The sequence below is a fragment of the Nocardia sp. NBC_01009 genome, from assembly GCF_045208035.1.
GTDB lineage: Bacteria > Actinomycetota > Actinomycetes > Mycobacteriales > Mycobacteriaceae > Nocardia.
Genome location: NZ_CP108695.1, coordinates 1795506 through 1820983 on the forward strand (window position 1 = coordinate 1795506; position 25478 = coordinate 1820983).

The 25478-nt window shown below is 66.6% G+C and carries 23 protein-coding genes; 10 read left to right on the plus strand and 13 right to left on the minus strand.

The window, feature by feature from the left end:
* Positions 1–34: 34 nt before the first annotated feature.
* Positions 35–865, minus strand: coding sequence for an NAD(P)H-binding protein (locus OHA42_RS07885; RefSeq protein ID WP_406235776.1), 831 nt, complete (start codon positions 863–865; stop codon positions 35–37).
* Between the two features lie 194 nt (positions 866–1059).
* Here OHA42_RS07885 and OHA42_RS07890 point away from each other — a divergent pair, with 194 nt between their 5' ends.
* Positions 1060–2400 carry a DUF2716 domain-containing protein gene (locus OHA42_RS07890; protein ID WP_406235778.1) on the plus strand — a complete coding sequence of 447 codons (1341 nt, stop codon included), beginning with the start codon at positions 1060–1062 and terminating at the stop codon, positions 2398–2400.
* A 200-nt stretch (positions 2401–2600) separates the two neighbouring features.
* Here OHA42_RS07890 and OHA42_RS07895 read toward each other — a convergent pair whose 3' ends face one another.
* The 6 genes from OHA42_RS07895 to OHA42_RS07920 all read right to left on the minus strand — a co-directional run bounded on the left by OHA42_RS07895 (position 2601) and on the right by OHA42_RS07920 (position 8926).
* Complete coding sequence (locus OHA42_RS07895) at positions 2601–3035, minus strand: MarR family winged helix-turn-helix transcriptional regulator (RefSeq protein WP_406235780.1); 435 nt, start codon at positions 3033–3035, stop codon at positions 2601–2603.
* A 169-nt stretch (positions 3036–3204) separates the two neighbouring features.
* Entirely contained in the window at positions 3205–4260 is a 1056-nt protein-coding gene (locus OHA42_RS07900) for an acyl-CoA dehydrogenase family protein (protein WP_406235782.1), read from the minus strand.
* Positions 4257–5288 (minus strand): acyl-CoA dehydrogenase family protein, encoded by a 1032-nt coding sequence (locus OHA42_RS07905; protein WP_406235784.1) that lies wholly within the window; start codon positions 5286–5288, stop codon positions 4257–4259. The genes OHA42_RS07900 and OHA42_RS07905 overlap by 4 nt, the downstream gene beginning before the upstream one ends.
* 55 nt (positions 5289–5343) lie before the next feature.
* Positions 5344–6486, minus strand: coding sequence for an acyl-CoA dehydrogenase family protein (locus tag OHA42_RS07910; RefSeq protein ID WP_406235786.1), 1143 nt, complete (start codon positions 6484–6486; stop codon positions 5344–5346).
* A complete protein-coding gene (locus tag OHA42_RS07915) occupies positions 6486–7373 on the minus strand; it encodes an enoyl-CoA hydratase (RefSeq protein ID WP_406235788.1) in 888 nt (295 codons plus the stop codon). Before OHA42_RS07915 ends, OHA42_RS07910 begins: the two co-directional genes overlap by 1 nt.
* A complete protein-coding gene (locus OHA42_RS07920; protein WP_406235790.1) occupies positions 7373–8926 on the minus strand; it encodes a FadD3 family acyl-CoA ligase in 1554 nt (517 codons plus the stop codon). Before OHA42_RS07920 ends, OHA42_RS07915 begins: the two co-directional genes overlap by 1 nt.
* A gap of 97 nt (positions 8927–9023) precedes the next feature.
* On the opposite strand from OHA42_RS07920, the gene OHA42_RS07925 reads away from it, so the two are divergent.
* From OHA42_RS07925 to OHA42_RS07945, 5 genes are all read left to right on the plus strand, one after another.
* The gene (locus OHA42_RS07925) at positions 9024–10214 is read left to right on the plus strand and encodes an acyl-CoA dehydrogenase family protein (RefSeq protein WP_406235792.1); all 1191 of its coding nucleotides are present in this window, start codon (positions 9024–9026) and stop codon (positions 10212–10214) included.
* Positions 10211–11020: an SDR family oxidoreductase gene (locus tag OHA42_RS07930; protein ID WP_406235794.1), complete on the plus strand. Its 810-nt coding sequence runs from the start codon at positions 10211–10213 to the stop codon at positions 11018–11020. The genes OHA42_RS07925 and OHA42_RS07930 overlap by 4 nt, the downstream gene beginning before the upstream one ends.
* A 541-nt stretch (positions 11021–11561) precedes the next feature.
* Positions 11562–12296 (plus strand): hypothetical protein, encoded by a 735-nt coding sequence (locus tag OHA42_RS07935; protein ID WP_406235796.1) that lies wholly within the window; start codon positions 11562–11564, stop codon positions 12294–12296.
* Positions 12297–12398: 102 nt separating this feature from the next.
* Positions 12399–13007, plus strand: a complete 609-nt coding sequence (locus OHA42_RS07940) for a TetR/AcrR family transcriptional regulator (RefSeq protein ID WP_406235798.1) — start codon at positions 12399–12401, stop codon at positions 13005–13007.
* Between the two features lie 8 nt (positions 13008–13015).
* On the plus strand, positions 13016–14200 hold the full coding sequence (locus tag OHA42_RS07945) for an acetyl-CoA C-acetyltransferase (RefSeq protein ID WP_406235800.1): 1185 nt from the start codon (positions 13016–13018) through the stop codon (positions 14198–14200).
* A gap of 344 nt (positions 14201–14544) precedes the next feature.
* Here the strand turns inward: OHA42_RS07945 and OHA42_RS07950 are convergent, their stop codons facing one another.
* The 4 genes from OHA42_RS07950 to OHA42_RS07965 form a co-directional block, all read right to left on the minus strand.
* A complete protein-coding gene (locus OHA42_RS07950) occupies positions 14545–15636 on the minus strand; it encodes a nitronate monooxygenase (protein ID WP_328408666.1) in 1092 nt (363 codons plus the stop codon).
* Between the two features lie 64 nt (positions 15637–15700).
* Entirely contained in the window at positions 15701–16465 is a 765-nt protein-coding gene (locus OHA42_RS07955) for a CoA-transferase subunit beta (protein WP_406239197.1), read from the minus strand.
* A complete protein-coding gene (locus OHA42_RS07960; RefSeq protein ID WP_406235802.1) occupies positions 16456–17340 on the minus strand; it encodes a CoA transferase subunit A in 885 nt (294 codons plus the stop codon). Before OHA42_RS07960 ends, OHA42_RS07955 begins: the two co-directional genes overlap by 10 nt.
* Positions 17341–17344: 4 nt before the next feature.
* On the minus strand, positions 17345–18121 hold the full coding sequence (locus OHA42_RS07965) for an enoyl-CoA hydratase family protein (RefSeq protein ID WP_406235804.1): 777 nt from the start codon (positions 18119–18121) through the stop codon (positions 17345–17347).
* A gap of 74 nt (positions 18122–18195) precedes the next feature.
* Here OHA42_RS07965 and OHA42_RS07970 point away from each other — a divergent pair, with 74 nt between their 5' ends.
* From OHA42_RS07970 to OHA42_RS07980, 3 genes are all read left to right on the plus strand, one after another.
* The gene (locus OHA42_RS07970) at positions 18196–18993 is read left to right on the plus strand and encodes an SDR family oxidoreductase (RefSeq protein ID WP_406235806.1); all 798 of its coding nucleotides are present in this window, start codon (positions 18196–18198) and stop codon (positions 18991–18993) included.
* 49 nt (positions 18994–19042) lie between these two features.
* Positions 19043–19954, plus strand: coding sequence for an SDR family oxidoreductase (locus tag OHA42_RS07975; protein ID WP_406235808.1), 912 nt, complete (start codon positions 19043–19045; stop codon positions 19952–19954).
* Between the two features lie 1184 nt (positions 19955–21138).
* A complete protein-coding gene (locus tag OHA42_RS07980; protein ID WP_406235810.1) occupies positions 21139–21762 on the plus strand; it encodes a hypothetical protein in 624 nt (207 codons plus the stop codon).
* Positions 21763–22044: 282 nt separating this feature from the next.
* Here the strand turns inward: OHA42_RS07980 and OHA42_RS07985 are convergent, their stop codons facing one another.
* Both OHA42_RS07985 and OHA42_RS07990 read right to left on the minus strand, forming a co-directional pair.
* A complete protein-coding gene (locus tag OHA42_RS07985; protein WP_011207048.1) occupies positions 22045–22461 on the minus strand; it encodes a helix-turn-helix domain-containing protein in 417 nt (138 codons plus the stop codon).
* Positions 22462–22824: 363 nt separating this feature from the next.
* Positions 22825–23988: a steroid 3-ketoacyl-CoA thiolase gene (locus OHA42_RS07990; RefSeq protein ID WP_406235812.1), complete on the minus strand. Its 1164-nt coding sequence runs from the start codon at positions 23986–23988 to the stop codon at positions 22825–22827.
* Between the two features lie 99 nt (positions 23989–24087).
* Between OHA42_RS07990 and OHA42_RS07995 the strand changes: the two genes are divergently transcribed.
* Positions 24088–25398 (plus strand): cytochrome P450, encoded by a 1311-nt coding sequence (locus OHA42_RS07995; protein ID WP_406235814.1) that lies wholly within the window; start codon positions 24088–24090, stop codon positions 25396–25398.
* Positions 25399–25478 lie beyond the last annotated feature (80 nt).

A 25478-nucleotide genomic window follows, 5' to 3' on the forward strand; every position in this document is an offset into this window, starting at 1 on the left:
GACCGTACTCCGGAAAAGCGACGAAAATCCGAAGTCAGTTCGCCGACCAGACTCCCGTTGCGGCGGCCGCACCGGCATAGTCGCGAAAGTCGCGCGGTTCGCGGCCGAGAATCTTCCGGACGCCGTGCTCCACTCGGGCATTGCGGCCGTCCATGAGCTTGGTGAACAGGTAGATCGACTGTTCGATCTCGGCCGCCGACCTGCCTTGCGCGGTCAGCGTCGCGGCGTAGGCATCGGGCGGCACCTCGACGAACCGGATGTCGCGCCCGCTGGCTGCGCCGATCTCGGCGACCGCGTCGGCGAAGGTCAGCAGGCGGGGGCCGGTGAGTTCATAGATCGCACCCGAATGCCGCGGCTCGGTGAGGACGGTCGCCGCGACGTCCGCGATGTCGTCGGCATCGATGAATGCTTCGCCCACCGCGCCGACCGGCAGCGCCACCCGCCCGGCCCGCACGTCATCGCGGAGAAACCCTTCATCGAAGTTCTGGTCGAACCAGGCCACCCGCAGGATCGTCCACTCCGCACCCGAGTCCTGTAGTCGGCGCTCGCTGTCCATCCCGACCTCGGCCCGCTGTCCGGACAACATGACCAATCGCCGGGCGCCCGCGGCAACCGCCTGCTCGGCGAAGGCGCCGATCACCTCCGGCGCCTCCGGCATCGCCACATCGGGGGAGTACACGACGAAAACGGCGCTGATCCCATCCAGCGCGGCGGCCCAGGTCGCCGGATCGGTCCAGTCGAACCGGGCCGTCCCCGTCGTGGAACCCACACGCACCGGCCGGTTTACGGCACGAAGTCGCTGCACCAGGCGTCGACCACTCTTGCCGGTCCCGCCGAGCACCAGCGTCTGTGCTGTCTCCAACATGCTGCTCCGTTCGACCGAAGGGATCTCCGCACGCAAGGTTCCAACTCGGCGGACGCTACCTGGCCTGCTGGGACGACTCCGAGCAGGCGCGCCGAACCATCGCCGATCGCCGGCACGCACATCCCACGTCTCGAAGCCGCTGCTGGCGGCGTCGTGGTGAGGGCAGGGCCCGGAGCGATGGGATGATAGGCAGAATGGGCTCGAGGACGGAGAGCATCGAAGATCTGTTGGCGCTGCACGACGCCCAACTGCGGGGTCGGCAACCGGTGCTGCGGCCGGTCGGCAGCGTGGTCGAAGAAGACGGGCCGGTTGTGCGGATCCACTACGGCACCCACGCGAGTATCGAGCATCGAGCCTTGCCGGTGGCGGGCCTCGACGCGCTGATCGCCCGCCAGCGCGATGCCTGCGATGCGCGCGGTGAGCCCGCGGAATGGAAGATCTACACGCACGACAGCCCTGTCGACCTACCACAGCGGCTGCGGGCGGCGGGTTTCATCACGGGCCGGGAACGTGCGGTCCTGGTCGCGCCGGTTCAGCAAGTCATCGCTGCCGAGCCGCTGCCGGAGGGGGCGGTCGTGGCAGAGGTGTCCGACCACCGACACCTCCAGGACGTTGCCAAATTCGTTGCCGCAGCTGGACCGCAGCCGATCGCTTTCACCGAGTTCCTTGCCGACGGGCGGTCGCTGCGGTGGGAGGATCATGTGCTGGTCGCCACGCAGGACGGACGGATACGGGCCGCCGCATGGGCCGCTCACCTCGCGCACACGAATTTCGTGGCGATCGGCGGGATCGTGGATCCGGAGGGCAGGTTCGCCGATCACCTGTGCGCATGGGATTGGCGAGGTTCGAACTCGATCGGCGGGTTCGGCAAACCCGATGCGGGTTACCTGGTTGCCGAGGCCGGCGGCGAGCTGCAATCCCTGCTGGAAGCAGCAGGCATGCGCGTCATCACGACTGTCACTGCCTATCACTGGCTTCCGGAGGAACCACCGGTAAGGACGCGCCCGATTCGGCGACTATTCGACGACCCCGAACACGACGCGCTATGGGCCCGCTTCTATACCGAGTTCGAGTTCCGCCCGAGTACCGCGACCTCGCCGGGCATTACCGAACCGGCCGCATCGGTGACCTGGCAGGTGCGATCACTCGACGCGACAGACGCCGAACACGATGGCGTCGAACAACTTCAGCGCATCATCAGCGCGGGCCTGCTCGCGTGCAACAAGCCCGGCCAGGTGCTCTATTGGCTCGACTGGCAGCACGCCGGATATCGCTTCGACCCGGGCCGCGTGGGTGACGCGGGCCAACCGAACTGGCCGGGTTCCGCATACCCCGACGGCGACTATTACATCTACGTGACGCCCGACTTCCGGCTCGGAACTTTCGGTCACCCTTGGGAATCCACGGTGTGCGTCTTCGGTGATCAGCTGCTGTCCGAGGTCGAGGAGGAGCTCACCGCCCTACTCGGCCCCCCCATCCGCCGCGGCGGCCGCCCCGTCGACGCCACCCGGACATTCGGCCCCGACGCGACGTAAGCCCAACTCCCGAATCCGAGGGCGTAGTCGGTGAGTGGCATCCCGCGAGAGCTCCACTCCCGTGATGCCGCAGCCATGCGCCACGCGCTGCTGTGTTCGCCGTACTTGCCCGCGAGGTTGGGGCCGGCCGCGTCTCCCTCGAAGCGGACGAAGCTATGGGCGGCCGAGGCGGTTGTGCGCGAGTGTCACCTCGATGTCGATCAGTGCCGCGGCGCCGCCTTTTTCAGGGCGTCCAGCAGTTCGTTCAGATCTGTTTCCATTCGGGCGAGTCGGTCGGTGTCGAACTCGGACAGTCGGGTCGCGAGTGCGGTGCCGAAAGCGCGGCGCGCGTGGTGCAGCCGGTCACGACCGGCCGGGGTGAGTTCGACGACGACGGCCCGGAAATCCTCCGGGTCCTTGCGCCGGGAGGCGTAGCCGTCCGCGACGAGCCGGCCGATCAGCGCCGTTGCCGCCGGCTGTGAACATCTATCGATGCGGGCGAACTCGCTGACCCGCATAGCACCGTGCTCGTCGAGCACCGCCAGCGCTCGCAGCACGGCCCGCGGCAGATCGTCGCCGCTGATCACCCCGGCCAGCCGGGTCAGCCGACCGGCGGTGACGAGTAGATTGACCACGCTGTCTTCTGCTGATGTCACCTGAGACTGCTGCACCCGAATATTATTTCATAAGCTAACTATGCAAACCGAGGAACTGCGTGACGCAGGCTATTACCTGCGGATACGTCGCCGTTCGGAGCCGAAAGCGCCTCAGGGAGTGCACTGACTCCGCCGAGGCGCTCGGTCGATGATGACGCGGACGAGATAGCTACACCGGTTGGGGTAGGGGCCGGTGAGGCGTGCCGAACAGTTGGGCGTCGCCGTGGGCGCGCTTGAAGAACAGGTGCGCGTCGTGCTCCCAGGTGATCGCGATGCCGCCGTGCAGTTGGACTGTTTCGGCCACGATGGTGCTCAGCGCCTCGGAGCAGTGCACGCGCGCGGCCCAGACGTCCTCTGCGGCCGACGGACTATTCGCAGCGACGGCGGCGGTCGCCGCGTAGGAAGCGGACTTGGCGGATTCCAGCAGCACATACATGTCGGCCATGCGGTGCTTGAGTGCTTGGAAGCTGCCGATCGCGCGGCCGAACTGCACCCGGGACTTGGTGTATTCGACCGTCATGTCCAGGCACTGCTCGGCGGCCCCGACCTGCTCTGCGGCCACTGCCGCCCAGGCGATTTCGTGCAAGCGTGCCGTGACCGCCGCCGGATCGCCGGCGCCGAGCCTGCGGGCGGCGACCGCAGTGAAGGTGACCTCGGCGAGCTTACGGGTCGGGTCCATGGTCGGGAGGGCGCGTCGGGTAATGCCCGCGGTCGCGGCCTCGACCTCGAACAGGCCGGTGGGCGTCACCACGATGAAGGTGTCGGCGTGGGTGCCGTCGAGCACGTAACTGGCTGTGCCGGTGAGTGTTCCGTTGTCGGCATGCACGCCGGGCTCATCCCAGCCGCGCCGGCCCGCCCAGCACACCGCGATCGTGCGGGTGCCCTCGGCCACCTCGGGCAACAGTCTGTTGCATGCGTCGACATCGCCGGACAGCAGCACGGCCTGCGCGCCGAGCACGGCCGAGCCGATCATCGGGACCGCGGCCAGCGTGCGCCCCAATTCGCTGACCACCAGCAGGGATTCGACAAGGCTTGCGCCGAAGCCGCCGTATTCCTCCGGAATCGCGAGCGCCGCAACGCCGATCTGCTCGCACAGCAGTCGCCACAGCGCCTCGTCGTAGCCGAGTTCGGTGTCCATGCCCGCGCGCACCGCGTCACGGCCTGCATGCTTGGCGAGCAGCGCACGGACGGAGCTGACGAATTCGAGATGCTCGGTGCTTGTCATACCGCACCCCGCAGGCCGCGGTCGCGCACGGTCTCGTCGCGCAGTGCGCGGGCGATTCGTGAGCGATGCAAATCCGGTGAGCCCCAGGCAGACCGGAGCGCGGTGACCTTGGTCAACCACAGCGACAGGTCGTACTCGGCGGTGTAGCCGATGGCGCCGTGCACCTGCAGGGCAGCCCTTGCCGCCTGGTAGGCGGCATCGCCGCAGGCGACAACGGCTGCCGACACATCGCGGCTGCGGGTGGGCTCGGCCATGGTCAGCGCGGCGCGGAAGAGCAGCGGTTCGGCGAGGTCGAGGCCGATCAGCACATCGGCGAGCTTCTGTTTGACGGCCTGGAATTCGCCGATCGGCTTGCCGAACTGCTTGCGCTGCTTGGCGTATCCGGTGGCGGCGTCGAGCAGCGCCCGCCCGGCACCGAGGAGCTGAGCGGCGGCGGCAAGTGCGCCGGTGTCGAACGCGACCGCGATGGCTTCGGACACTTGCTCGCCGGTGGCGACCACGTCGTCGGATGCGACAGCGAACAGCCGCCTGGCCGGATCGACCGACCGCACCAGACCGGTCCGATGCGCGGTGGACAGCTGGTCACCGTCGGCGATCAGCACCACTTCCGCGGTGTCCGCATCGAGCGCGACTGCGTCCTGGTCGGGCGAGGCGAAAGCCACGGTTCCGAGCGCCGCACCGTCCGCGAAGCCGGGCAGCCACCGTGTGGCGAGTGCGGCATTCGGAAGAGCTTGCAGCAGCGCAGGAATCGCGGCCGCGGTCTCGACCAGGGGCCCTGGCGCCGCGGCCCTGCCGATTTCCAGGAAGGCGACGACGAGGTCGATCGGGTCGGCGCCGATTCCGCCGTTGCTTTCCTCGACCGCCAAGCCGAGCACGCCCGCGCCGGCCAGCTGGCGGATCAGCGACCGGCCGGGCCGGGGATCACCGGCCGCCCAGGCACGAACCGCCGCGGGGGTGCGTCCGGCATCGAGCAGCTTGCGCACGCTCGTGCCGAAGTCGAGTTGTTCCGGGCTGAGCGCGAATCTCATCGAGCCCTCCTTTCCGTACGCGATTGCCGCGTCGTCGAAGCAGACCGATGCACACTCATCGGCTGCTCCCTCTCGGTAGTCCGAGCAGCCGCTCGGCGATGATATTGCGCTGAATCTCGTTGGTGCCTGCGTAGATCGGGCCCGACAGCGAGAACAAATAGCCGTCGGTCCACCGGCTGGACCGCTCGGCGGCGGCGCCGAGTACCTCCAGCGCGGTTTCGTGCATGGCGATATCGAGTTCGGACCAGAACACCTTGGTGATCGAGGATTCCGCGCCGAGCTTGCCACCCTCGTTCAGTCGGGTGACCGTCCCGAAGGTGTGCAGCCGGTAGGCCTCGCTGCCGATCCAACCGTCCACCACCGCATCCCGCTGCGTGGTGTTGGTGCGGTCGCCTTCGTCGAGCCACAGATCGATCAGCCGCTGTGCGGTCGCGCTGAACCGGCCCGGGCTGCGCAGCGAAAGGCCCCGCTCGTTGCTGGAGGTGCTCATGGCCACCCGCCAGCCGTCGTTCGGTTCCCCGATGACGTCGCGATCGGGAACGAAGACATCGTCGAGGAAGATCTCGGCGAAGCCGGGCTCGCCGTCCAACTGGGGGATCGGGCGCACCGAGACACCGTCGGCCGTCAGCGGGAACATCATGTAGGTGAGCCCGCGGTGCCGCTCGGCCTCGGGATCGCTGCGGAACAACCCGAATGCCCAGTCTGCGAACGATGCTCGCGAACTCCAGGTCTTCTGCCCGCTCAGCAGCCAGCCGCCCGTGGTGCGGCGCGCGGTGGAGCGGATGCCCGCCAGGTCGCTGCCCGCCTCGGGCTCGGACCAGGCCTGCGCCCAGATGTCGTCGCCGCGCGCCATCCGCGGCATGATGCGGTCGAGCTGCTCGGGGGTGCCGTGCTCGAAAAGTGTCGGCGCGAGCAAGAAGATGCCGTTCTGGCTGACGCGTCCCGGCGCGCCCGCGGCGTAGTACTCCTGCTCGAACAGGACCCACTGCAGCAATGAGGCGTCGCGGCCGCCGTACTCCGGTTGCCAGGAAACGACCGAAAGGCGCGCATCGGCGAGGGTGTGTTCCCATGCGCGGTGCGCCTCGAAGCCGGCCTTCGTATCCATCGAGGGCAGCGGCTGCTCGGGTTTGTTGGCGGCGAGGAATTCGCGGACTTCCCGCTGGAATTCCTGGGTCGCCGTATCCAGATCCAGATCCACTACGTCGTTCCGTTCTGCTCGGCGGTGCTCGCCGTCGCCTTCATGGATTTTGCGTTCATACCGCCCAACGAGTCCGCGCCGACCTCGGCGTTGTGGGCGTGGGCGAAGTGGTGCAGGCCGAATACCGAGTCCATGCCCGCTCGCATGCCCATGAGGTCCTCGGCCTGATTCACCGCCTTCTTGGTCAGTGCGAGCCCGAATCGCGGCATGGTCGCGATCTTTTCGGCGAGCGCCAAGGTCTCGGCCTCGAGTTCGGCACGCGGCACGACCCGGTTGACCATGCCCCACTCCTTGGCTTGGGCTGCGCCGAACCGGTCACCGGTGAACAGGAACTCCTTGGCCGCGCGCGGTCCCATCACCCACGGATGCGCGAAGTATTCGACGCCCGGGATGCCCATGCGGACAACGGGATCGGAAAAGAAGGCATCGTCGGAGGCGATGATCAGATCGCACACCCAGGCCAGCATCAGCCCGCCCGCGATGCAGGCGCCCTGCACCATCGCGATGGTCGGCTTCGGAATCTCGCGCCAGCGGCGGCACATGCCGAGATAGACCTCGAGCTCACGCGCGAAGCGCTGATCGCCGCCCACCTTGTCGACGTGGTCCCACCACAGCGCGGCCTTGTTCGGGTAGCGCACGTGGTGATCGCGCCCCGGTGTGCCGATATCGTGTCCGGCGCTGAAGTGTTTCCCGTTGCCCGCCAGCACGATCACACCGACCTCGTCGTCCTCGACGGCGCGTTCGAAGGCGGCGTCGAGGGCGTAGGTCATCACCGAGTTCTGCGCGTTGCGGTAATCCGGTCGATTCAAGGTGATGATCGCGACCCGGCCGCGCCGTTCATAGGTGACGACGTCTCCCTCGTCGGGAACACCGGCTTCGTCCGACATTACGACTTCTCCTCACGTAGTTGACGCTTGAGCACTTTCCCGGCGGCGCTGTAGGGCAGCTGATCGCGGAATTCGATGAGTCGCGGCACCTTGAAGTTGGCCAGCACGGTGGTTGCGTGCGCGAGCACCTGGTCTTCGGTCAGGGCGGAGCCCGGCTTGCGGACCACGTAGGCCTTGCCGACCTCGCCCATCCTGGTGTCCGGCACGCCGATGACCGCGGATTCGGCGATGCCGTCCAGCCGGGCGAGTGCCTGTTCCACTTCCGCCGGGTACACGTTGAAACCGCCCGAGATGTACATGTCCTTGAGCCGGTCGGTGATCTTCAGATAGCCGCGCTCGTCGAGCGTGCCGATGTCGCCGGTGTGCAGCCAGCCGTCGGCATCGATGGTCTCGGCGGTGCTTTCCGGATCGTCCAGGTAGCCGAGCATCACGTTCGGGCCGCGCAGCAGTACTTCACCGTCGGGGCTCAGGCGCAGCTCGAAGTCGGCGATCGGCCGTCCGCAGGTGCCGGCGATGGTCTCCGCGTCGTCGTCCGCACGGCACATGGTGCCGAACCCCGCGGCCTCGGAAAGGCCGTAGCCGGTGATGACGACATCGAAATCGAGCTCCGAACGCATCCGTTCGACCAGCACCACCGGCACGGTCGCCGCGCCGGTGACCGCGACCCGCAGCGTGCTCAGGTCGAACTTGTCGCGATCGGGGAAGTCGAGAATCGTCTGATAGATCGTCGGCGGGCCCGGCAGCACCGTGATCTGCTCGTCGCTGACCAGCCGCATGGTGGCAGGCACATCGAACACCGGCTGCGGGATGATCGCCGCGCCGGTGACCAGGCAGGCCAGGATGCCCGCCTTGTAGCCGAAGTTGTGGAAGAACGGGCTGACGACGAGATAGCGGTCGGTGCCCGCGAGGGTGGTGCACTCGGCCCAGGCTCGCACCACCGACAGCGCTTGCCGATGCGCGACCAGGGTGCCCTTGCTGCGTCCGGTGGTTCCGGAGGTGAACAGGATGTCGGAGATGTCGTCGGGGGCGACGGCGAGCGCGCGCTTTTCCGCCTCGGCGACGGTGACGGGTTCCGCGGCGGCGGGCAGCTCCGACCAGTTCAGCACGGTGTCGCCGGCGGCCGTTGTACCCGGTTCCACCGGGATGACGACCACGGTGTCGATAGCCAATTCCGGTGCCGCCGCACGCAGTTCGGCGAGTCGATCGCGCCCGAGGAAGGTGCCCGCGATGAACAGCGCCTTCGCGTCGACCCTGGCGAGCACATCGGCGGCCTCGTCGGCGACGTAGCGGGTGTTGAGCGGCACGAGGGCCGCGCCCGCATAGTGGGCGGCCAGCGCCGCGATCACCCAGTGATGGGTATTGGGTGCCCACATGGCGACCCGGTCGCCTGCTTGCACCCCGCGCGCGATCAATGCTCGCGCCACCTCCTGGACCGACGTCAGCAACTGCGTCCAGTCGAGCCGGACGTCGCCGTCGCCGACGGCGGGTGCGGCACCGAACGTGCGTGCGGCGTGGTGCAGTGCCAGCGGTGTCGTTTGAGCAGGGGTTGTCACGGTTGTCCTCACCGTCGGTGCGGTCATTTGATGCCGATACTCAGTCAAAGTCATCAGGCTCTAACAAAGCAAGTGCTTGGTAGGTTATCCTACCGGCGTGGTTGCGATCCAGACCTCAGATTCCGACACTGCCGCACAGGACGCGCGGTTTTCCGCAGAAGTGCGCCAGTGGTTGGACGAAAACCTCAACGGAGAATTCCGCGAGCTGCGCGGACTAGGCGGGCCGGGCCGGGAACACGAGGCGTTCGACGAACGCCTCGCCTGGGACCGGCACCTGGCCGCGTCCGGCTGGACCTGCCTCGGCTGGCCCAAGGAATACGGCGGCCGCGAGGCGTCCGTGCGGCAGCAGGTGATCTTCCACGAGGAGTACGCCAAGGCCAATGCGCCCGCCAGGGTCTCGCACGTCGGCGAGGAACTGCTCGGGCCGACGGTCATCGCCTTCGGCACCGACGCGCAGAAGGCTCGGTTCCTGCCAGGTGTTCGCAATGTCACCGAACTGTGGTGCCAGGGCTATTCGGAACCGGGCGCGGGCTCGGACCTGGCGGCCATCACCACCACCGCCCAGTTGGACGGCGACGAATGGTCGATCAACGGCCAGAAGATCTGGACCTCGCTGGCCCACGTCGCCGACTGGTGCTTCGTCATCGCCCGCACCGAACGCGGCTCCACCCGCCACAAGGGCCTTTCCTACCTGCTGGTTCCCATGAAACAGCCGGGTATCGAGGTGCGCCCGATCATCCAGCTGACCGGAACCTCGGAATTCAACGAGGTCTTCTTCGACAACGCGCGCACCGCCGCGGACCTGGTGGTCGGCGCGCCCGGCGACGGCTGGCGCATCGCGATGGGCACGCTGACCTTCGAACGCGGCATCTCCACGCTCGGTCAGCAGATCAGGTTCGCCCGCGAACTCGCCGATGTCGAGGCGCTCGCCCGACGCACCGGCGCGGCCGACGATCCACTGATCGCGGACCGAATCGACAAAGCTTGGGTCGGACTGCGTGTGCTGCGCGCACACGCACTGCGCACGATGGAGGGCACCGGCGCCGACGACGGGGGACAGGCGTCGGTCTCGAAGCTGTTGTGGGCCAACTGGCATCGCGGCCTCGGCGAACTCGCCATGGCGGTGCTCGGTCCCGCCGGCCTGGTCGCCGACGAGAACGATCTGAACGAATGGCAGCGGCTGTATCTGTTCACCCGCGCCGACACCATCTACGGAGGTTCGAACGAAGTGCAGCGCAACATCATCTCCGAGCGCGTGCTCGGTCTGCCACGAGAGGCGCGTCCATGAGCGACAACACCGCACGGCCGCTGTCTGTTGCACCCGAGCCCATCCCCGGCCACGGTCTGTTGACCGGCCGAACCGCCATCGTCACCGCCGCAGCAGGCACCGGAATCGGTTCGGCGACGGCACGCAGGCTGCTCTCGGAGGGTGCCGATGTCGTCGTGTCCGATTGGCACGAGCGGCGTCTTGCCGAGACCGAGGTCGAGCTGAAGGCCGAGTTCCCGGATCGCCGGGTGGCGTCGATCGCCTGCGACGTGCAGAGCACCGAGCAGGTCAACGAGTTGGTGCGCGGCGCGGCAACCGCATTCGGCCGCATCGACATCATGGTCAACAACGCGGGCCTCGGCGGCGAGACCCCGGTGGTCGATATGACCGACGAACAGTGGGACCGCGTCCTCGACATCACCCTCAACGGCACCTTCCGCTGCACCCGCGCGGCGCTCGGCTACTTCCGCGATGCGGGCCACGGTGGCGTGATCGTGAACAACGCAAGCGTCCTCGGCTGGCGTGCCCAATACGGCCAGGCCCACTACGCCGCCGCCAAGGCGGGCGTGATGGCGCTGACCCGATGCAGCGCGATCGAGGCTGCCGAACTCGGTGTCCGGATCAACGCGGTGGCCCCGAGCATCGCGAGGCACGCTTTCCTGGACAAGGTCAGCTCGACCGAATTACTCGACCGCCTCTCCGAAGGCGAAGCATTCGGCCGAGCCGCCGAGCCGTGGGAAGTCGCTGCGACCATCGCGATGCTGGCAAGCGACTACACCTCCTACCTGACCGGTGAAGTCGTCTCGGTCAGCAGTCAGCGCGCTTGAGCTGTGTTTTTTTGGCAGCGCCTGCGGCGCTGCGTGTTCGCGGCCCCCTTGGTCTCGCTTCCGAGCCGTCGAGACTCGCGCCTTCGGCGCATGCGCTTCGACGGCTCGGAAGCGAGACGGGCCGCGAACTCTAGTGCTCGGTCTCGCTGCGCTCGGAAGACATCATCGTGCCCAGTGGGGGCGTCAGCAGGGATTGTCGCGACCTGGTGGATGGTCTCGGGCTGCTGTGGAGGTGGACGGGGCTGCGGACTCTGGTGCCAGGTCTTGCTGCGCTCGAAAGGCGTCATTGTGCCGAGTGGGTGCGTCGGGTTGATGTTTGCGACCTTGCTGGATGCGTTTGTGTCTGTGCCAGGCGGCTGTGAAGGGCATGCGTAATACACGCCTTTTGGTGGCTGTCAGCGCTTGAATGCGATCGCATTCCGACCTCTGGGCTTTGCTGCTAGTGGGCGTCTGATCAGCTAAAAAAGGATGGCGCGTTGCGTCTCGGGGTGTGCCATGCTGAGGGTGGTCGGATCCCGCACTCCCTAAAGGGGCGATGGCTATGGGCTTGGATCGCCCACTTGCCCGCGAGCAATTGGAACTCGAATTGGTGCGCGAAGTGGTACTGGCCAGGCGTCGCCTGGACAGCCTGGTGCTTGCCGCGTTGACGCTCGGCGCCGAACTCATGGACCACCTGTCCGAGCGGGTGACTGCGACACGGGCCGGGCAGATCCTGGAACGGTATGCCGTCGACGAGAGCGAAGTCGCGCGCGATCCGCGCGGCGCGTTGCGCTCGGATGTAGCCCGCGATAACGCACGGGCCTGCCGGATCGGGCTCAGCGTCGAGCCGACCAACCCCGTCTCCGAACGCGATCGGCGCAGACAGCGGCAGAAAGCGCTGCTGTGCGAGGTGCGTGCCGATCTGCTGGAGGTGGTCAGCAAGTGCAGGAAGTTCCGATTCGATCGCGTGACGTTCGCGGACGAGATCGCACAGGGGCTGTGCGCCGCGACCGACAAGCTGGTGGTCGGTGCGGATATGGACACCTATCAAGCCTGGCAGCGGGGCATGGTACTGAAGCTGAACGAGGTGGCGGTGCCGTTCGGGCCGCCACGGGTGATGGCGACCGTGGATGCCGGGCCAGGGCGCGGTCAGCTCATCGTCGAGTGGGACAGCTGTGAGCGCCGTCTTGCCCTGGTCGCGCGGATGGCACGCGCGGGGATCTCGCCGGTGGTGATCTGCGACAGGTTGCTTGCGGACCTGTCGGTCTCGTCGCCGCTGCGGTATTCGGAGCGCTGATGAGCAGGTGCGGCGCGGTCTGCACGGCCTGCCACCAGCTGTCGGAGTAACCGGAAGGCGTGTCGTCTCGACCAAGCAAATGCTTGGTTGTATTATGGCGACGTGACCGCACCAGACGCCTCGAAATCAGCACGGCGCAATGAACTGCTCGCACTGGCAGCCCAGCTGTTCGCCGAGCGGGGGCTGCGCGCGACCACCGTGCGCGATATCGCCGATGCGGCCGGAATCTTATCGGGGAGCCTCTACCACCATTTCGATTCCAAGGAGTCGATGGTCGACGAGATCCTGCGCGGCTTCCTCGACGACCTGTTCGGGCGCTACCGGGAGATCGTCGGTTCCGGGCTCAGCTCGCGAGACACCTTGGAAGCCTTGGTACTTGCCTCCTACGAGTCCTTCGACCGCTCGCACGCGGCCGTCGCGATCTACCAGGCCGAGGCCAAGCGCCTGCGCGGCTCGGAGCGGTTCACCTATATCGCCGACTACAACCGCGAATTCCGCGAGCTCTGGCACCGAGTACTGACCAACGGTGTGCAGGACGGCAGCTTCCGGCCCGAACTCGACGTCGAGCTGGCCTACCGCTTCCTACGCGACACCGTGTGGGTCGCGGTGCGGTGGTACGAGCCGGGCGGCGCGATCACCGTCCAAAACCTTGCCAAGCAATACCTCACCATCGTGCTCGACGGGCTCACTGTGCCCGAGTCCACCAAGTAGGAGATTCCATGTCTGCACCTGCCCGCCGTCCCTACGCCCCGCTGCGCGATGCCTACGTGATCGACGCGGTGCGCACACCGGTCGGCAAGCGCAACGGCGCACTGGCCGCCGTGCATCCCGCCGACCTCGGCGCGGCCGCATTGCGCGGACTGCTGGACCGCACCCCGATCGACCCGGCGGTCGTAGACGATGTGATCGTCGGCTGCGTCGACAACATCGGCCCGCAGGCGGGCAATATCGGCCGTACGGCGTGGCTGACTGCCGGATACCCGGAGGAAGTCCCCGGCGTCACCGTCGACCGGCAATGCGGATCTTCCCAGCAGGCCATTAATTTCGGCGCCCAGGCCATCATGAGCGGCACCGCCGAGGTGATCGTCGCGGGCGGCGTGCAGAACATGAGCGCCATCCCGATCTCGGCGGCGATGCTCGCGGGCAAGGAGTACGGGTTCGATTCCCCCTTCGTCGGGGCCACCGGCTGGGATCATCGCTACGGCACCGGCGAAGTGTCGCAGTTCAACGGCGCGCAGCTGATCGCCGACAAGTGGGACATCAGCCGGGAAGACATGGAGCGCTGGGCTCTTCGCAGCCACGAACGGGCGCGCGATGCCATCAAGAACGGTCGCTTCGACAACGAGATCGTGCCCGTCGGTGACTTCTGGATCGACCAGTGCCCGCGCGAAACCACGCTCGAGAAGATGGCGTCACTGCCCGTGCTCGCCGAGGGCGGCACGCTGACCGCCGCGGTCGCCAGCCAGATCTCCGACGGCGCGAGCGCGACGCTGCTGGCCTCCGAATGGGCCGTCGAGGCATACGGTTTGAAGCCGCGCGCCCGCATCCACCACGTCAGCGCCCGCGGCGCCGATCCGATCATGATGCTCACCGGCCCCATCCCGGCGACCAAGTGGGCACTGGAGAAGTCCGGCCTGACCATCGAGGACATCGATGTGGTCGAGATCAACGAGGCATTCGCGCCGGTCGTCCTCGCGTGGCTGAAGGAGATCGGCGCGGACCCGGAGCGGGTCAATGTCAACGGCGGCGCAATCGCCCTCGGCCACCCGCTCGGCGCTACTGGCGCAAAGCTTTTCGCCACGCTCCTCAACGAGTTGGAACGCGTCAACGGCCGCTACGGCCTGCTCACCATCTGTGAAGGCGGCGGCACCGCAAACGCCACCATCATCGAACGCTTGGGCTGAGCCCGCTGGCCTACTGAGCAACCACAGGCCGCCCCTTGGAACCGATTCCAAGGGGCGGCCTCGATCTTTGCGCGCACCTCCACCCCATCGAGTTCAACAGGACTCGCTGCGACCTCACACAAGTGGCTGTACCACCATGCGCCGTTGACCGTGATGGGGGCATCGGCCGCCTGAAGCACCCAGGGTGGGGCGAGGTCGCCCAGCGCCCCGAGCACGACGAGTGCGCATGGTGCAGAGGTATTCCCGGCTGTTGCCGCAGCGGTGTGCCACTCGTGACATACGAAAGGCCCGCCCCCGATCGTCAGGATCGGGGGCGGCCCTCGTAAATCGAAGGGGTGCTTCGGTCAGGGCGCGCTCGGAGTGACTTTGTGGTGCTCGGTGAGTGCGGTGATGGCGTCGATTCGTGCCACGGCGTCGACGATGATGCGGTCGATGAGTTCCTGGCAGGTGGGCAGGTCGTCGATGATGCCGGTGACCTGGCCTGCGGCCAGGACTCCCGCGTGGGTGTTGCCCTCGACGAGGCCCGCGCGCAGCAGCATCGGAGTGTTGGCGGCCATGACGACCTGGGACCAGGTGAGGTCCTTGGCCTTTCGCATGGCGAGGCCGTCACGGACCAGGGTCGACCACTTCATACCGGTCATACCCTTGAACTTTGCCGCATTGGAGACCGCGGCGGCCAGGCCGCGCCAGCGGCCCGAATGTTCCAGGCGCTGCACCAATTCCGTATTCAGCACCCGGTGCGGCATGCCGTCGACCTTGAGGGAGACCACAGTGTCCTGAAGCTGCCTCGCCAGGTACTCCTGCTTGACCGCATCGGGCACGGTGCTCTCCTGCGTGAGCAGGAAACGGGTGCCCATCGCGACACCTGCCGCGCCGTAGGCCAAGGCGGCGGCCAGGCCGCGCCCATCGAAGAACCCGCCCGCCGCGACAACGGGAATGTCCACGGCGTCGAGCACCGAAGGCAGCAGCAGGGTGGTGGCCACCGGGCCGGTGTGCCCGCCGCCCTCGCCGCCCTGCACGATCACCGCGTCCGCGCCCCACGAGGCGACCTTCACGGCATGCTTCGCTGCGCCGATCGACGGAATCACCACGACCCCGGCATCTTTCAGCTTGGCGATGAGGTCCTGTTTCGGCGCGAGTGCGAACGATGCGACCGCCACCTTCTCGCGGATCAGCAGGTCGATGCGCTCGCCGGCGTCGGTCGCGTCGGCGCGGATGTTCACGCCGAACGGTTTAGCGGTCTGCGCCTTGGTTTTCGCAATCGCCGCTTCCAACTCCGCGAAGGTCATGGTCGCCGAGGCGAGAATGCCGAGACCACCGGCGTTGGCGGTGGCCGACACCAGGCTCGGGCCCGCCACCCAGCCCATGCCGGTCTGCACGATCGGGTGCTCGATGCCGACCAGTTCGGTCAGCGGGGTTCGCAATGGTCCACTCATGACTCCACCTCCTCGACGCGGGGCTGTGCCCTACGCGCAGCACGCTGTGTCACGATCGGCTCACTCATGCCGGTACCTCCGATTCGCGAACCTTCTTGGGGTCGAGCACATCTCGGATCAACCGCAGCTGCTCGGCGGTGGGCAGCGGGGTCTCGCCCGCGTCGGCAAGTCCCGCGATCTCGAAGGAGGTGTTCTCGGCGACCTCGGCAGCGGTGACGCCCGGGTGCAGGCTGCGGGCCCGCATGGTGTGATCGGGGCCTTCGAAATCGAAAACGCCGAGATTGGTGACCACCCGGTGCAGGTGGTGGAACCGGAACGCCGGATTGGCCGGATCGATCTTGTCGTAGCCGACGCCGGACACGATGTCGACCGTGTCGACGAAGACCCGCTTCGTGTGCCGCGACACCCAGTAGCTCGTCGCATGGTTGATGGTGTTGCCCGGCGCGCCGCGCACCCCGAACATCTGCCTGCTCGGCTGTTGCAACGGGCCGAAGGCCGACAGGTTCTGGTTGCCGAACCGATCGATCTGGTTGGCGCCCATCACCACATGGCGGCGGCCGGAGGCCACCACGTCGAACACCCTGCGGAACGGAATCCAGCCCTCGATCGGCGACTTGCCGCCGATCGGGGGAGTGTCGGCGAACAGCAGCGCCTCGCCGTCGGAGAGCAGCAGGTCCGGCTCGGTGGTGAGCTTGGCCAGGCGCGCCCCGATGATCGACATCGGCGACATCGGGCTCGCCATGATTTCCCCTGCACCGCTGAATATCTCGGCGCACGCGACCGCGCAGATCTCGGCCCTGGTGCTGGTCTCGGTGCTCGTCACTTCGATGCCTCCTGTCCAAACTCACGAACGGCGGCCTGGTACTCCGCTTCGGAGACGGCCAGATACTTGTCGACGAACTGCTGCCAGGTTTCGGGCGTCTTGGCCGCTTCCACGTAGTGGCGCTGGAACTTCTCATCACGGCCGTAGCTGTCGCCCGCCAAGGTGAAATGCGCGCCATCGGGCGCCTCGATGACGCCGTCGACCATCATCCGGTTGAGCAGCAGTGATTGCAGCGGAACGGTTTTCACGAGTTCTTCGGTTTCGACCACGCGTTCCACCGAGACGTAGCGGCGGTCGGCGGCCAGGCAGTACAGGTCGTCGAAGTACGGATCGACACCGGTGTAGCCGGCGTTGCCGTGCCGGTCGCCGATGTTCAGATGGACCAGCGCCGCATCGAGTTTCAGTGCAGGCATCGCGACGAGCGTCTCGGCCTTGCCGTCCGCGTCGGCGTACGGGGAGGTGACGGTCCGCAGTTCGCCGTCCCAGAAGTTGAGGACATCGGACCCGAGTCCGGCACGGATCGGCAGGAACGGCAGTCGCGCGGCGGCCGCTTCCAGCCCGCACTTGAGCATGCCCTCGTCCATTTCCCGCGCCACCAGTGCACCGGATGTGCGTGCTTTGGAGAACCACGGATCGTAGAACGGCGGCGAATCCAGCGACACGAAGCCGTAGTAGGCCTTGCGGACCTTGCCTGCCGAGCACAACAGCCCGAGGTCGGGTCCGCCGTAGCTGACCACGGTCAGGTCGGTGATGTCCGAGCGCAGGATGGCCCGCACCAGGGCCATCGGCTTGCGCCGGGAACCCCAGCCGCCGATGCCGATGGTCATTCCGCTGCGCAGTTCGCCGACGACCTCGTCGAGCGACATTCGCTTGTCCCGCATGGTCTTAGTTCCCCTTGCTCTCTGCTGCCTTGCGCGCCGCCAGATCGTCGTCGAAGCGGGCGCGGATCTCGTCCGCGACGCCTGCGAGGTTCAGCTCGAAGGTGAAGCCCTGCTCGAAGCGGTAGCTGCGGTGCACGTCCTGCACGTCGATGCCGTTGAGTGCGCGCTTTGCTGCACGAATCACCCGGCCGTCTTTCGCCGCGATGTTCTTTGCGAATTCCATTGCGGCGGCGTCGAGTTCAGCGCGCGGCACCACCTGGTACACCGAGCCGAAGTGCTGCAACTGTTGTGCGGTGATGGTGCTCGCGGTGTAGAACAGCGCCCGCATCAGGTGCTGCGGCACCAGTCGCGACAGGTGGGTGGCCGCGCCGAGCGCGCCGCGGTCGACTTCGGGCAGGCCGAAGGTGGCATCGTCGGACGCGATGACGACGTCGGCATTGCCGACCAGACCGATCCCGCCGCCGAGGCAGAAGCCCTGTACCGCCGCGATCACCGGAACGGGGCAGTCGTAGACCGCCGCGAACGCCTCGTAGCAGCCGTGATTGGCGTCGATCAGTGCCTGATGGCCGGGTGTGCGCTGCATTTCCTTGATGTCGACACCAGCGTTGAACCCGCGGTTCTCCGCGCGCAGCACGACAACCTTGGTCTCCTGGTCGCGCCCTGCCGCGCGGATCTCGTCGGCAATGGCGAACCAGCCGTCGGACGGTATGGCGTTGACCGGCGGGTAGTCGACCGTGACCACGGTGATGCCGGTTGATTCGGAGTGACGGTTGATCCCCATCGCATATCCCATCGTGCGTGCCGGATTAGGTCGGCGCATTGGCAAAGCAAGCAGTTGCTTGGTAGGTTAGCACGGTGGCACTCGAAATCGATCTCGCCGGCAGCGTCGTTCTGGTCACCGGAGGTGTGCGCGGGGTGGGCGCCGGGGTGAGCAAGGCTTTTCTCGCCGCGGGCGCGACCGTGGTGGCGTGCGCGCGGCGGCCGGCCGACAGCCCGGTGCGCAGCGATGGGCGCGAGATCGAATATCTGCCGTGCGATGTGCGCGACGCCAGCTCGGTGCAGGCGCTGATCGACACGATCGTCGAGCGGCACGGTCGTCTCGACCACCTGATCAACAATGCCGGCGGCGCACCGTTCGCCCTCGCCGCCGAGGCGAGCAAGAATTTCCACGCCAAGATTGTCGAGTTGAATCTGCTTGCGCCGCTGCTTGTTTCGCAGGCAGCGAATGCGGTGATGCAGCAGCAGTCCGGCGGCGGATCGATCGTGATGGTGTCGAGCGTGAGCGGGCACCGGCCCTCGCCCGGCACTGCCGCCTACGGGGCCGCGAAAGCGGGCATGGACAGCCTCACCGCCTCACTCGCGGTCGAGTGGGCGCCGAAGGTTCGGGTGAATTCGCTGGTCGTCGGCCCGGTCGAGACCGAACAGAGCCAGTTGCACTACGGCGATCAGGACGGCATCGACGCGGTGGGCGCGACAATCCCGCTCGGGCGGATGGCCGCGCCCGACGACATCGGCCGTTGCGCGGCCTTCCTTGCCTCCCCGCTGGCTTCCTACGTCAGCGGCGCGACGTTGCTCGTGCACGGTGGCGGGGAGCGGCCCGCTTTCCTTGCGGCGTCCAATGCGGTGGTCGGCGGCCAGCGGGCCGACGCCTGACCCGGCAGACCTGATCTAACAAGACAAATACGACAGAGGGACAACAGGTATGGACACCGAGCAGATCTGCGCCGGGCGCACCGTCATCGTCACCGGCGCGGGCCGTGGCATCGGCAGGGCGCACGCTCTCGCCTTCGCCGCCGCGGGAGCCCGGGTGGTGGTCAACGACCTCGGCTCGGCGCTCGACGGTGCGGAAACCACGGAGACGCCCGCCGAACAGGTGGTCGCGGAGATCAAAGCGCTCGGCGGCGAGGCCGTCGCCAACGGCGACGACATCGCGGACTGGGACGGCGCCCGCAATCTCATCCGGCAGGCCGTCGACACGTTCGGCGGTCTCGACGTACTCGTCAACAACGCGGGCTTCGTGCGCGACCGCATGCTGGTCAACCTCGGCGAGGACGAATGGGACGCGGTCATCCGGGTCCACCTCAAGGGCCACTTTGCGACCATGCGGCACGCGATCGAATACTGGCGCGGCGAATCCAAGGCAGGTCGCCCCGTCGACGCCCGCATCATCAACACCAGTTCGGGCGCCGGCCTCCAGGGCAGCGTCGGCCAGGGCAACTACGGTGCGGCCAAGGCAGGCATCGCGGGCCTCACCCTGACCGCGTCCGCCGAATTCGCCCGCTACGGCGTCACCGTGAACGCCATCGCGCCGGCCGCCCGCACCCGAATGACCGAAACCGTTTTCGCCGAAACCATGGCGGCCCCCGAAGACGGCTTCGACGCAATGGCCCCCGAGAACATCTCCCCCTTGGTCGTTTGGCTCGGCAGCCCGCAGTCCGCAGGCGTCACCGGCCGCATGTTCGAGGTCGAAGGCGGCAAAGTGGCCCTAGCCGACGGCTGGCGCCACGGCGTCGCCGTTGACCGCGGCGCCCGCTGGACCCCCGCGGAACTAGGCCCCGTAGTCGCCGACCTGATCGCAAAGGCAATTCCGGCGGAGCCCGTATACGGCGCCTGAGCATTGCCTGCCCCCGAATGCGTGCGCGCGAACCGACTTTGAACAGTGCGCCAACCGAGCCGAGACGCACGGCGCACCTGAGGCGCACGCCCAGCCGGCCGTGTGGCTCAGCCGCCGCATGTGGCGTCACAGTGACACCCACCCACCCACCCACCCACCCCAACCAACGCCGAGCGCAGTGAAATGGTGGTTCCTACGCCCGCAACTCGGGGTAGGCAGGCACACGGCTTCCAGCGTGCGGACTGACTGTGGTGGCGTCGTAGAGATCCACCTTTCGGGGGTGTTCGCGTCCGGCGTCGGGACTGATGTGTTGACGTCGTAGGGATTTCGGGATCAGCAGACTGTTGTTGCGAAGCGCCTTTCGAAACAGGCCCTTACAGTGCGCCGCACCCCGTGTTGAATCTAGACACCCTCTGCGCGGGGTGTGTAGTTACGACACTGGGGTGCGTGGCCGGGCTGCTGTATCCGGCATAGGGGAGGTGTTGGTGCGGGATTCCGGTGACAGAGGTGGGCTGTGTGGATTGTCACCGCCTCGTCGGTGGATGGGTGCGGGGTGTGGGCAATGATGTGCGGGATTACCAGGTGATCGCTGGGTGCCTGCCGTCTCCGCGTGTTGGGCGTGTCGTATGGGCTGCCCGAGCCGACCCCTGCGCCGATCTGGGCGGGGGTTTACTATGGGCTCCCGTCCGTAAAAAGTCCCGGACCTGTGCGTTGCGACCGGGTTGAAGATCTGCGCTACATCGAATGAGGGGAAGGCTGGCGCATGGCCATTGGTCGCACGTCGCACGTAGTTGCAGTAGCTGCGGCAGTTGCCGGCATTGCGCTACTCGAGGGTGTTGCGGCTCAGGCTCAGCCCGATTCGTCCGGCTCATCAGATCCGACCGGTCATGACAACGGTGATGTCTGGCAGCCGCTTTCCGTCCCGGGCAGGCAGTCGCGCGTCGGCCTCCCGGTAGAGCCGACCGATGCCGCGTCGAACGTGGCATTGGTGCCAGGGTCGGCGGCGGCGGGCTCCGCCGCTGCCGGTGGTTCCGCTGCCGTTGGTTCGGCCGCAGCCGGGTCGGCGACGGCGACTTCGGTCATTCTCGGTGCGCTGCTCGGTTCGGGTTCGGCAGGACTCGGCCTCGCGCTCGGCACCGGTTCGGCCGCTCTCGGTGCTGCGGCCCTCGCCACCGGTTCCGCTGTTGTCGGGACCGGCTCCGCCGACCGTCGTCACCGGACTGCGCAACCTCGACTGGACGGCGCTCGGTCGCGGCATTGCGATCTACACCACCGGCACGGCATTCGTGGCAGTGCTTGCGCTGCTGCAGATTCGGCAGGCCTTGATCGATGCGCCGCGAACCGCTCCCGGCCATGCGACGTGGGCCTGGCCGGCGTGGGAGATCGCCAGTCTGCTCGTCGCGTTCGGTGCGGTGTGGATCGTGGTGGAGCTGTGGGTGCGAGCGCGCGTGCTGCTGCGCCGGATTCAGCCGCTGCACCGCACCATGATCGACCAGTTCCCCGAGGTGATCGCGCACGAGCAGACGAGTTCTTCCACGCAGCTGAAGGCGTCCGATCAGGTGGCGCAGATCATGGACGCGCTGTATCTGCAGTCGGGTGGCGGTCTCGAGCTGATCGCCGCGGGCCCACCGCCGTCATCACCGGCCGAGCGCGCGGACCGCGTCGCGGAATGGGCACGTAATCCATTGGGCGAGGTAGTAGTAGACGCGCGGTCGATTGCTCCGCCCGAGGGAATCAGTCTGCGCGGTTGGGTCCGGACCATCGCTCGCGCCTATGAGGCGTCAACTCCCGTCCACGTCCGGAATTGATCGACTCGCCGCAATACTGATCATCTCGAGGCATTCTTCGCGAACCCCCCCCGTATTGAATCTCCTGACACAACAACGAATCCGGCTCGGCGATCGCCGAGCCGGATTCGTGTATGTCTACCCGGTATCCGATCAACTGTTTTCGTACACGCATGGGTAAGTCGCGGGGACGCCTATAACTCACCCCCGCGCTCTCCGCCAGCCCATAACTTTTGGGGCACGCGACCCATGACGCAGTACGGTGCGACCCGAAGGCCGCACCGTACTGCACTCTAGGAGAACCTATTCGGTACCGTCCGGAGGAATTTCGGGCAAGCCTTCGCTTGCTCGCAACTTCTCCGCCATGGAGGTGAGGAGGTTCTGTGATTCTTCGGACAGGTCGAACGCCCTACTCGACAACCGCCGCAGTCCATAGCCCTGCAGCTGGGACAACAACTCCAGATCGTGATCGATCTTGGCGGCATAGATGTCGTTGAAGAAGTAGTCCGGCTTGACCTTGAAGAACTTGGCCAGTGCAGCCACCGTTTCGTCCGACGGGTTCGTCCGCTGACCCGACCGCAACTGCGAGAGGTACGGTTTCGAGATCGGATGCCCGGAGGCCGTCAGCGCAGCCGCAACCTCCGCGTTGGTGTGCGGCTTGCGCCCCGGGGGATGCACGGTTTCGAACAGCTTGTTCAGCCGCGCCGCGAAATCAGCCATTGTGAGCCGCCCAATTCCCTTCGCTGTACTAACAGTCGTTATCTCGGATACGTATCATTGATATTAGCGGCTCAGTAACTGAAAACCTACGCCTGATTCAGGATTTCCTTGAAGCTTCTAGGTCCAGCTGCGGCGAAGTGACTGCGACCGTTGCGTTTGCGGGTCGCCCCAACGGCTCTTGCGAAGGGGTGGTGTTCTCCGGTTCTGGCCCGTCGCAGGGGTCTCGCCCCGCAGATCGATGATAGCCTAAAGATAGCTGACGTCTCATCTACTTGACCGCAGTGATCTTTGTGTGGCGTACGACACGTTTTGGCGGCTCTGGGATGAACGTTCAACCAATCGTGGGGAATTGGTTGACGACTCCTACAACCGCTCGATGATCGTGCCTGTCGCCAGTGCGCCACCCGCGCACATGAGCACCATGGCCGTACTGCCCCCGGTGCGCTCCAGTTCATGCAAAGCCGTTGTGATGAGCCGAGATCCGGTGGAGCCGACCGGGTGCCCCAGCGCGATCGCGCCGCCGTTGACATTAACCCGGTCCATGTCCGGATTGTGTACAGATGCCCACGAAAGTGCGACCGACGCGAATGCTTCATTGATCTCGAATAGATCGATGTCACCGATATTCATGCCCGACCGCTCGAGCAGCCGGGTGCAGGCCTGAACGGGGCCGTCGAGATGGAACTCGGGCTCGGCGCCGACCACGACTTGCGTGACAATCCGGGCGCGCGGCCGCAATCCCGCTCGCTGCGCAGCCCTTTCGTCCATCAGCAGCACCGCGGCCGCGCCGTCGGAGATCTGTGACGACGTACCCGCAGTGTGGATGCCGCCTTCGAGCACCGGCTTCAGCTTGGCGAGGCTTTCCAGGTTGGTGTCGCGCAGGCCCTGGTCCTTGGTCACCTCGAGCTTCTCGCCGGTGAGGTTGCCTTCCTTGTCGACTGCGGGTGCGGCCACCGAAAGCACCTCGCGGTCGAAGCGGCCCTCGGCCCAGGCCTGTGCGGCGCGCTGCTGCGAGCGGACGCCGAGCGCGTCGACATCGTCGCGAGTGATGCCGCGCCGCTTGGCAATACGCTCGGCCGCCTCGAACTGGTTGGGCAGATCGATGCTCCATGCCGCGGGCCTGCGTGGGCCCGCGTTCGTGCCGACGTTGGCGCCCAAGGGGACTCGGCTCATGGCTTCCACGCCGCAGGCCATGCCGATGTCGATGGCATCGGTCGCGATGAGCCCGGCGATCAGATGATTGGCCTGCTGGGCCGAACCGCACTGCGTATCGATGGTGGTGGCCCCGACCTGCCACGGCAGGCCGGCGTGCAGCCAGGCGACCCGGGTGATGTTGTTGGACTGCTCGCCCGCCTGGGTGACGCAGCCGCCGATGACCTGCTCGACAAGGGCGGGGTCCAGGTGCGCCTTCTCGAGCAACCCGCGCTGTGCGAGGCCGAGCAGTTCGGCGGCGTGCAGGCCCGCGAGCCAGCCGCCGCGCTTGCCGATCGGGGTGCGAGCGGCCTCGACGATTACTGGTGTGCCCATGACCAACCTTTCCTTTGGGACAGAAAACTGAAACGTGTGTCCACGTTAGCGATAGGCGGATCTCTCCAGTTCTTCCCTCGCTATCCAGCCTATGCTTCAATGATTGTAGAACGTGTTTCAGTTTGTCGAAGGAGACATCTGGTGGTTGCCCCTCGGAATCCCCGGCCCAATCTGCCGGACGGGTTCGACGTCACGGACCCCGACATTTACGCCGAGCGTGTTCCGGTCGAGGAGTACGCGGAACTGCGCCGGACCGCCCCGGTCTGGTGGAATCCGAAATCACCCGAGAAGGGTGGGTTCCATGACGACGGCTTCTGGGTCGTCAGCAAGCACGCCGAAGTCAAGGAAGTCTCGCGGCGCAGTGATGTGTTCTCCTCGTTCGAGAACACCGCGATCCCGCGGTTCAATGACGAGATCACCCGCGAGGCGATCGAACTGCAGCGGTTCGTCATGCTCAATATGGACGCGCCGCAGCACACCAAACTCCGCAAGATCATCTCGCGTGGCTTCACCCCGCGCGTGATCAACGGGCTGCGCGCGGAACTCAAGACCAGGGCCGAGTCGATCGTGCAGGCGGCGGTGGCGTCCGGATCCGGCGACTTCGTCACTCAGGTCGCCTCCGAACTGCCGCTGCAGGCCATTGCCGAGCTCATCGGCATCCCGCAGGAAGACCGCATGAAGGTGTTCACCTGGTCGAACGATATGACCGGGTACGACGATCCGGAGAACGAGGCGGACCCGGTCGCGGCGTCCACCGAGGTGCTCGGCTACGCCTACCAAATGGCCGCGGCTCGCAAAGAATGTCCGGCCGACGACATCGTCACCAAATTGATCGAGGCGGATGTCGACGGCGACGAGCTGACGCCGGAGGAGTTCGGCTTCTTCGTGATCATGCTGGCCGTAGCGGGCAATGAGACGACCCGTAACGCGATCACCCACGGCATGGCGGCCTTCCTGGAGAACCCGGACCAGTGGGAGCTGTTCAAGAAGGAGCGCCCGGCCACCGCCGCCGACGAGATCATCCGGTGGGCGACACCGGTCACCTCGTTCCAGCGGACCGCGCTCGAAGACACCGAACTCGGGGGAGTGGAGATCAAGAAGGGCCAGCGGGTGGTCATGCTCTACCGCTCGGCCAACTTCGACGAGGATGTGTTCGAGCACCCGGAGAAGTTCGACATCACCCGAAAGAACAACCAGCACTTGTCTTTCGGGGGCACCGGCGCGCACTTCTGCGTCGGCGCGAACCTCGCGCGGATGGAGGTCGATCTGATCTTCAACGCTATTGCCGACTACATGCCCGACATCACCAGGCTGGGTGACCCGAAGCGCCTGCGTTCGGGCTGGCTCAACGGTGTCAAGGAGTTCACGGTCGACTACAAGACCTCGGGCGGCTGCCCGGTCGCGCACTGACGACGACAAAGGGCCCTCGCAACCGGCAGTTCCCGTGCCGGTGCGAGGGCCCTTTGTCGTGCTGCCCCGAGGGGGCAGCA

What these genes read in the sequence shown, in the direction of transcription:
- OHA42_RS07885 (WP_406235776.1), bottom strand. Translation starts at nt 865, where the DNA reads ATGTTGGAGACAGCACAGACGCTGGTGCTCGGCGGGACCGGCAAGAGT.
- OHA42_RS07890 (WP_406235778.1), top strand. Translation starts at nt 1,060, where the DNA reads ATGGGCTCGAGGACGGAGAGCATCGAAGATCTGTTGGCGCTGCACGAC.
- OHA42_RS07900 (WP_406235782.1), bottom strand. Translation starts at nt 4,260, where the DNA reads ATGACAAGCACCGAGCATCTCGAATTCGTCAGCTCCGTCCGTGCGCTG.
- OHA42_RS07905 (WP_406235784.1), bottom strand. Translation starts at nt 5,288, where the DNA reads ATGAGATTCGCGCTCAGCCCGGAACAACTCGACTTCGGCACGAGCGTG.
- OHA42_RS07915 (WP_406235788.1), bottom strand. Translation starts at nt 7,373, where the DNA reads ATGTCGGACGAAGCCGGTGTTCCCGACGAGGGAGACGTCGTCACCTAT.
- OHA42_RS07930 (WP_406235794.1), top strand. Translation starts at nt 10,211, where the DNA reads ATGAGCGACAACACCGCACGGCCGCTGTCTGTTGCACCCGAGCCCATC.
- OHA42_RS07935 (WP_406235796.1), top strand. Translation starts at nt 11,562, where the DNA reads ATGGGCTTGGATCGCCCACTTGCCCGCGAGCAATTGGAACTCGAATTG.
- OHA42_RS07945 (WP_406235800.1), top strand. Translation starts at nt 13,016, where the DNA reads ATGTCTGCACCTGCCCGCCGTCCCTACGCCCCGCTGCGCGATGCCTAC.
- OHA42_RS07950 (WP_328408666.1), bottom strand. Translation starts at nt 15,636, where the DNA reads ATGAGTGGACCATTGCGAACCCCGCTGACCGAACTGGTCGGCATCGAG.
- OHA42_RS07960 (WP_406235802.1), bottom strand. Translation starts at nt 17,340, where the DNA reads ATGCGGGACAAGCGAATGTCGCTCGACGAGGTCGTCGGCGAACTGCGC.
- OHA42_RS07965 (WP_406235804.1), bottom strand. Translation starts at nt 18,121, where the DNA reads ATGGGGATCAACCGTCACTCCGAATCAACCGGCATCACCGTGGTCACG.
- OHA42_RS07975 (WP_406235808.1), top strand. Translation starts at nt 19,043, where the DNA reads ATGGACACCGAGCAGATCTGCGCCGGGCGCACCGTCATCGTCACCGGC.
- OHA42_RS07985 (WP_011207048.1), bottom strand. Translation starts at nt 22,461, where the DNA reads ATGGCTGATTTCGCGGCGCGGCTGAACAAGCTGTTCGAAACCGTGCAT.
- OHA42_RS07990 (WP_406235812.1), bottom strand. Translation starts at nt 23,988, where the DNA reads ATGGGCACACCAGTAATCGTCGAGGCCGCTCGCACCCCGATCGGCAAG.
- OHA42_RS07995 (WP_406235814.1), top strand. Translation starts at nt 24,088, where the DNA reads ATGATTGTAGAACGTGTTTCAGTTTGTCGAAGGAGACATCTGGTGGTT.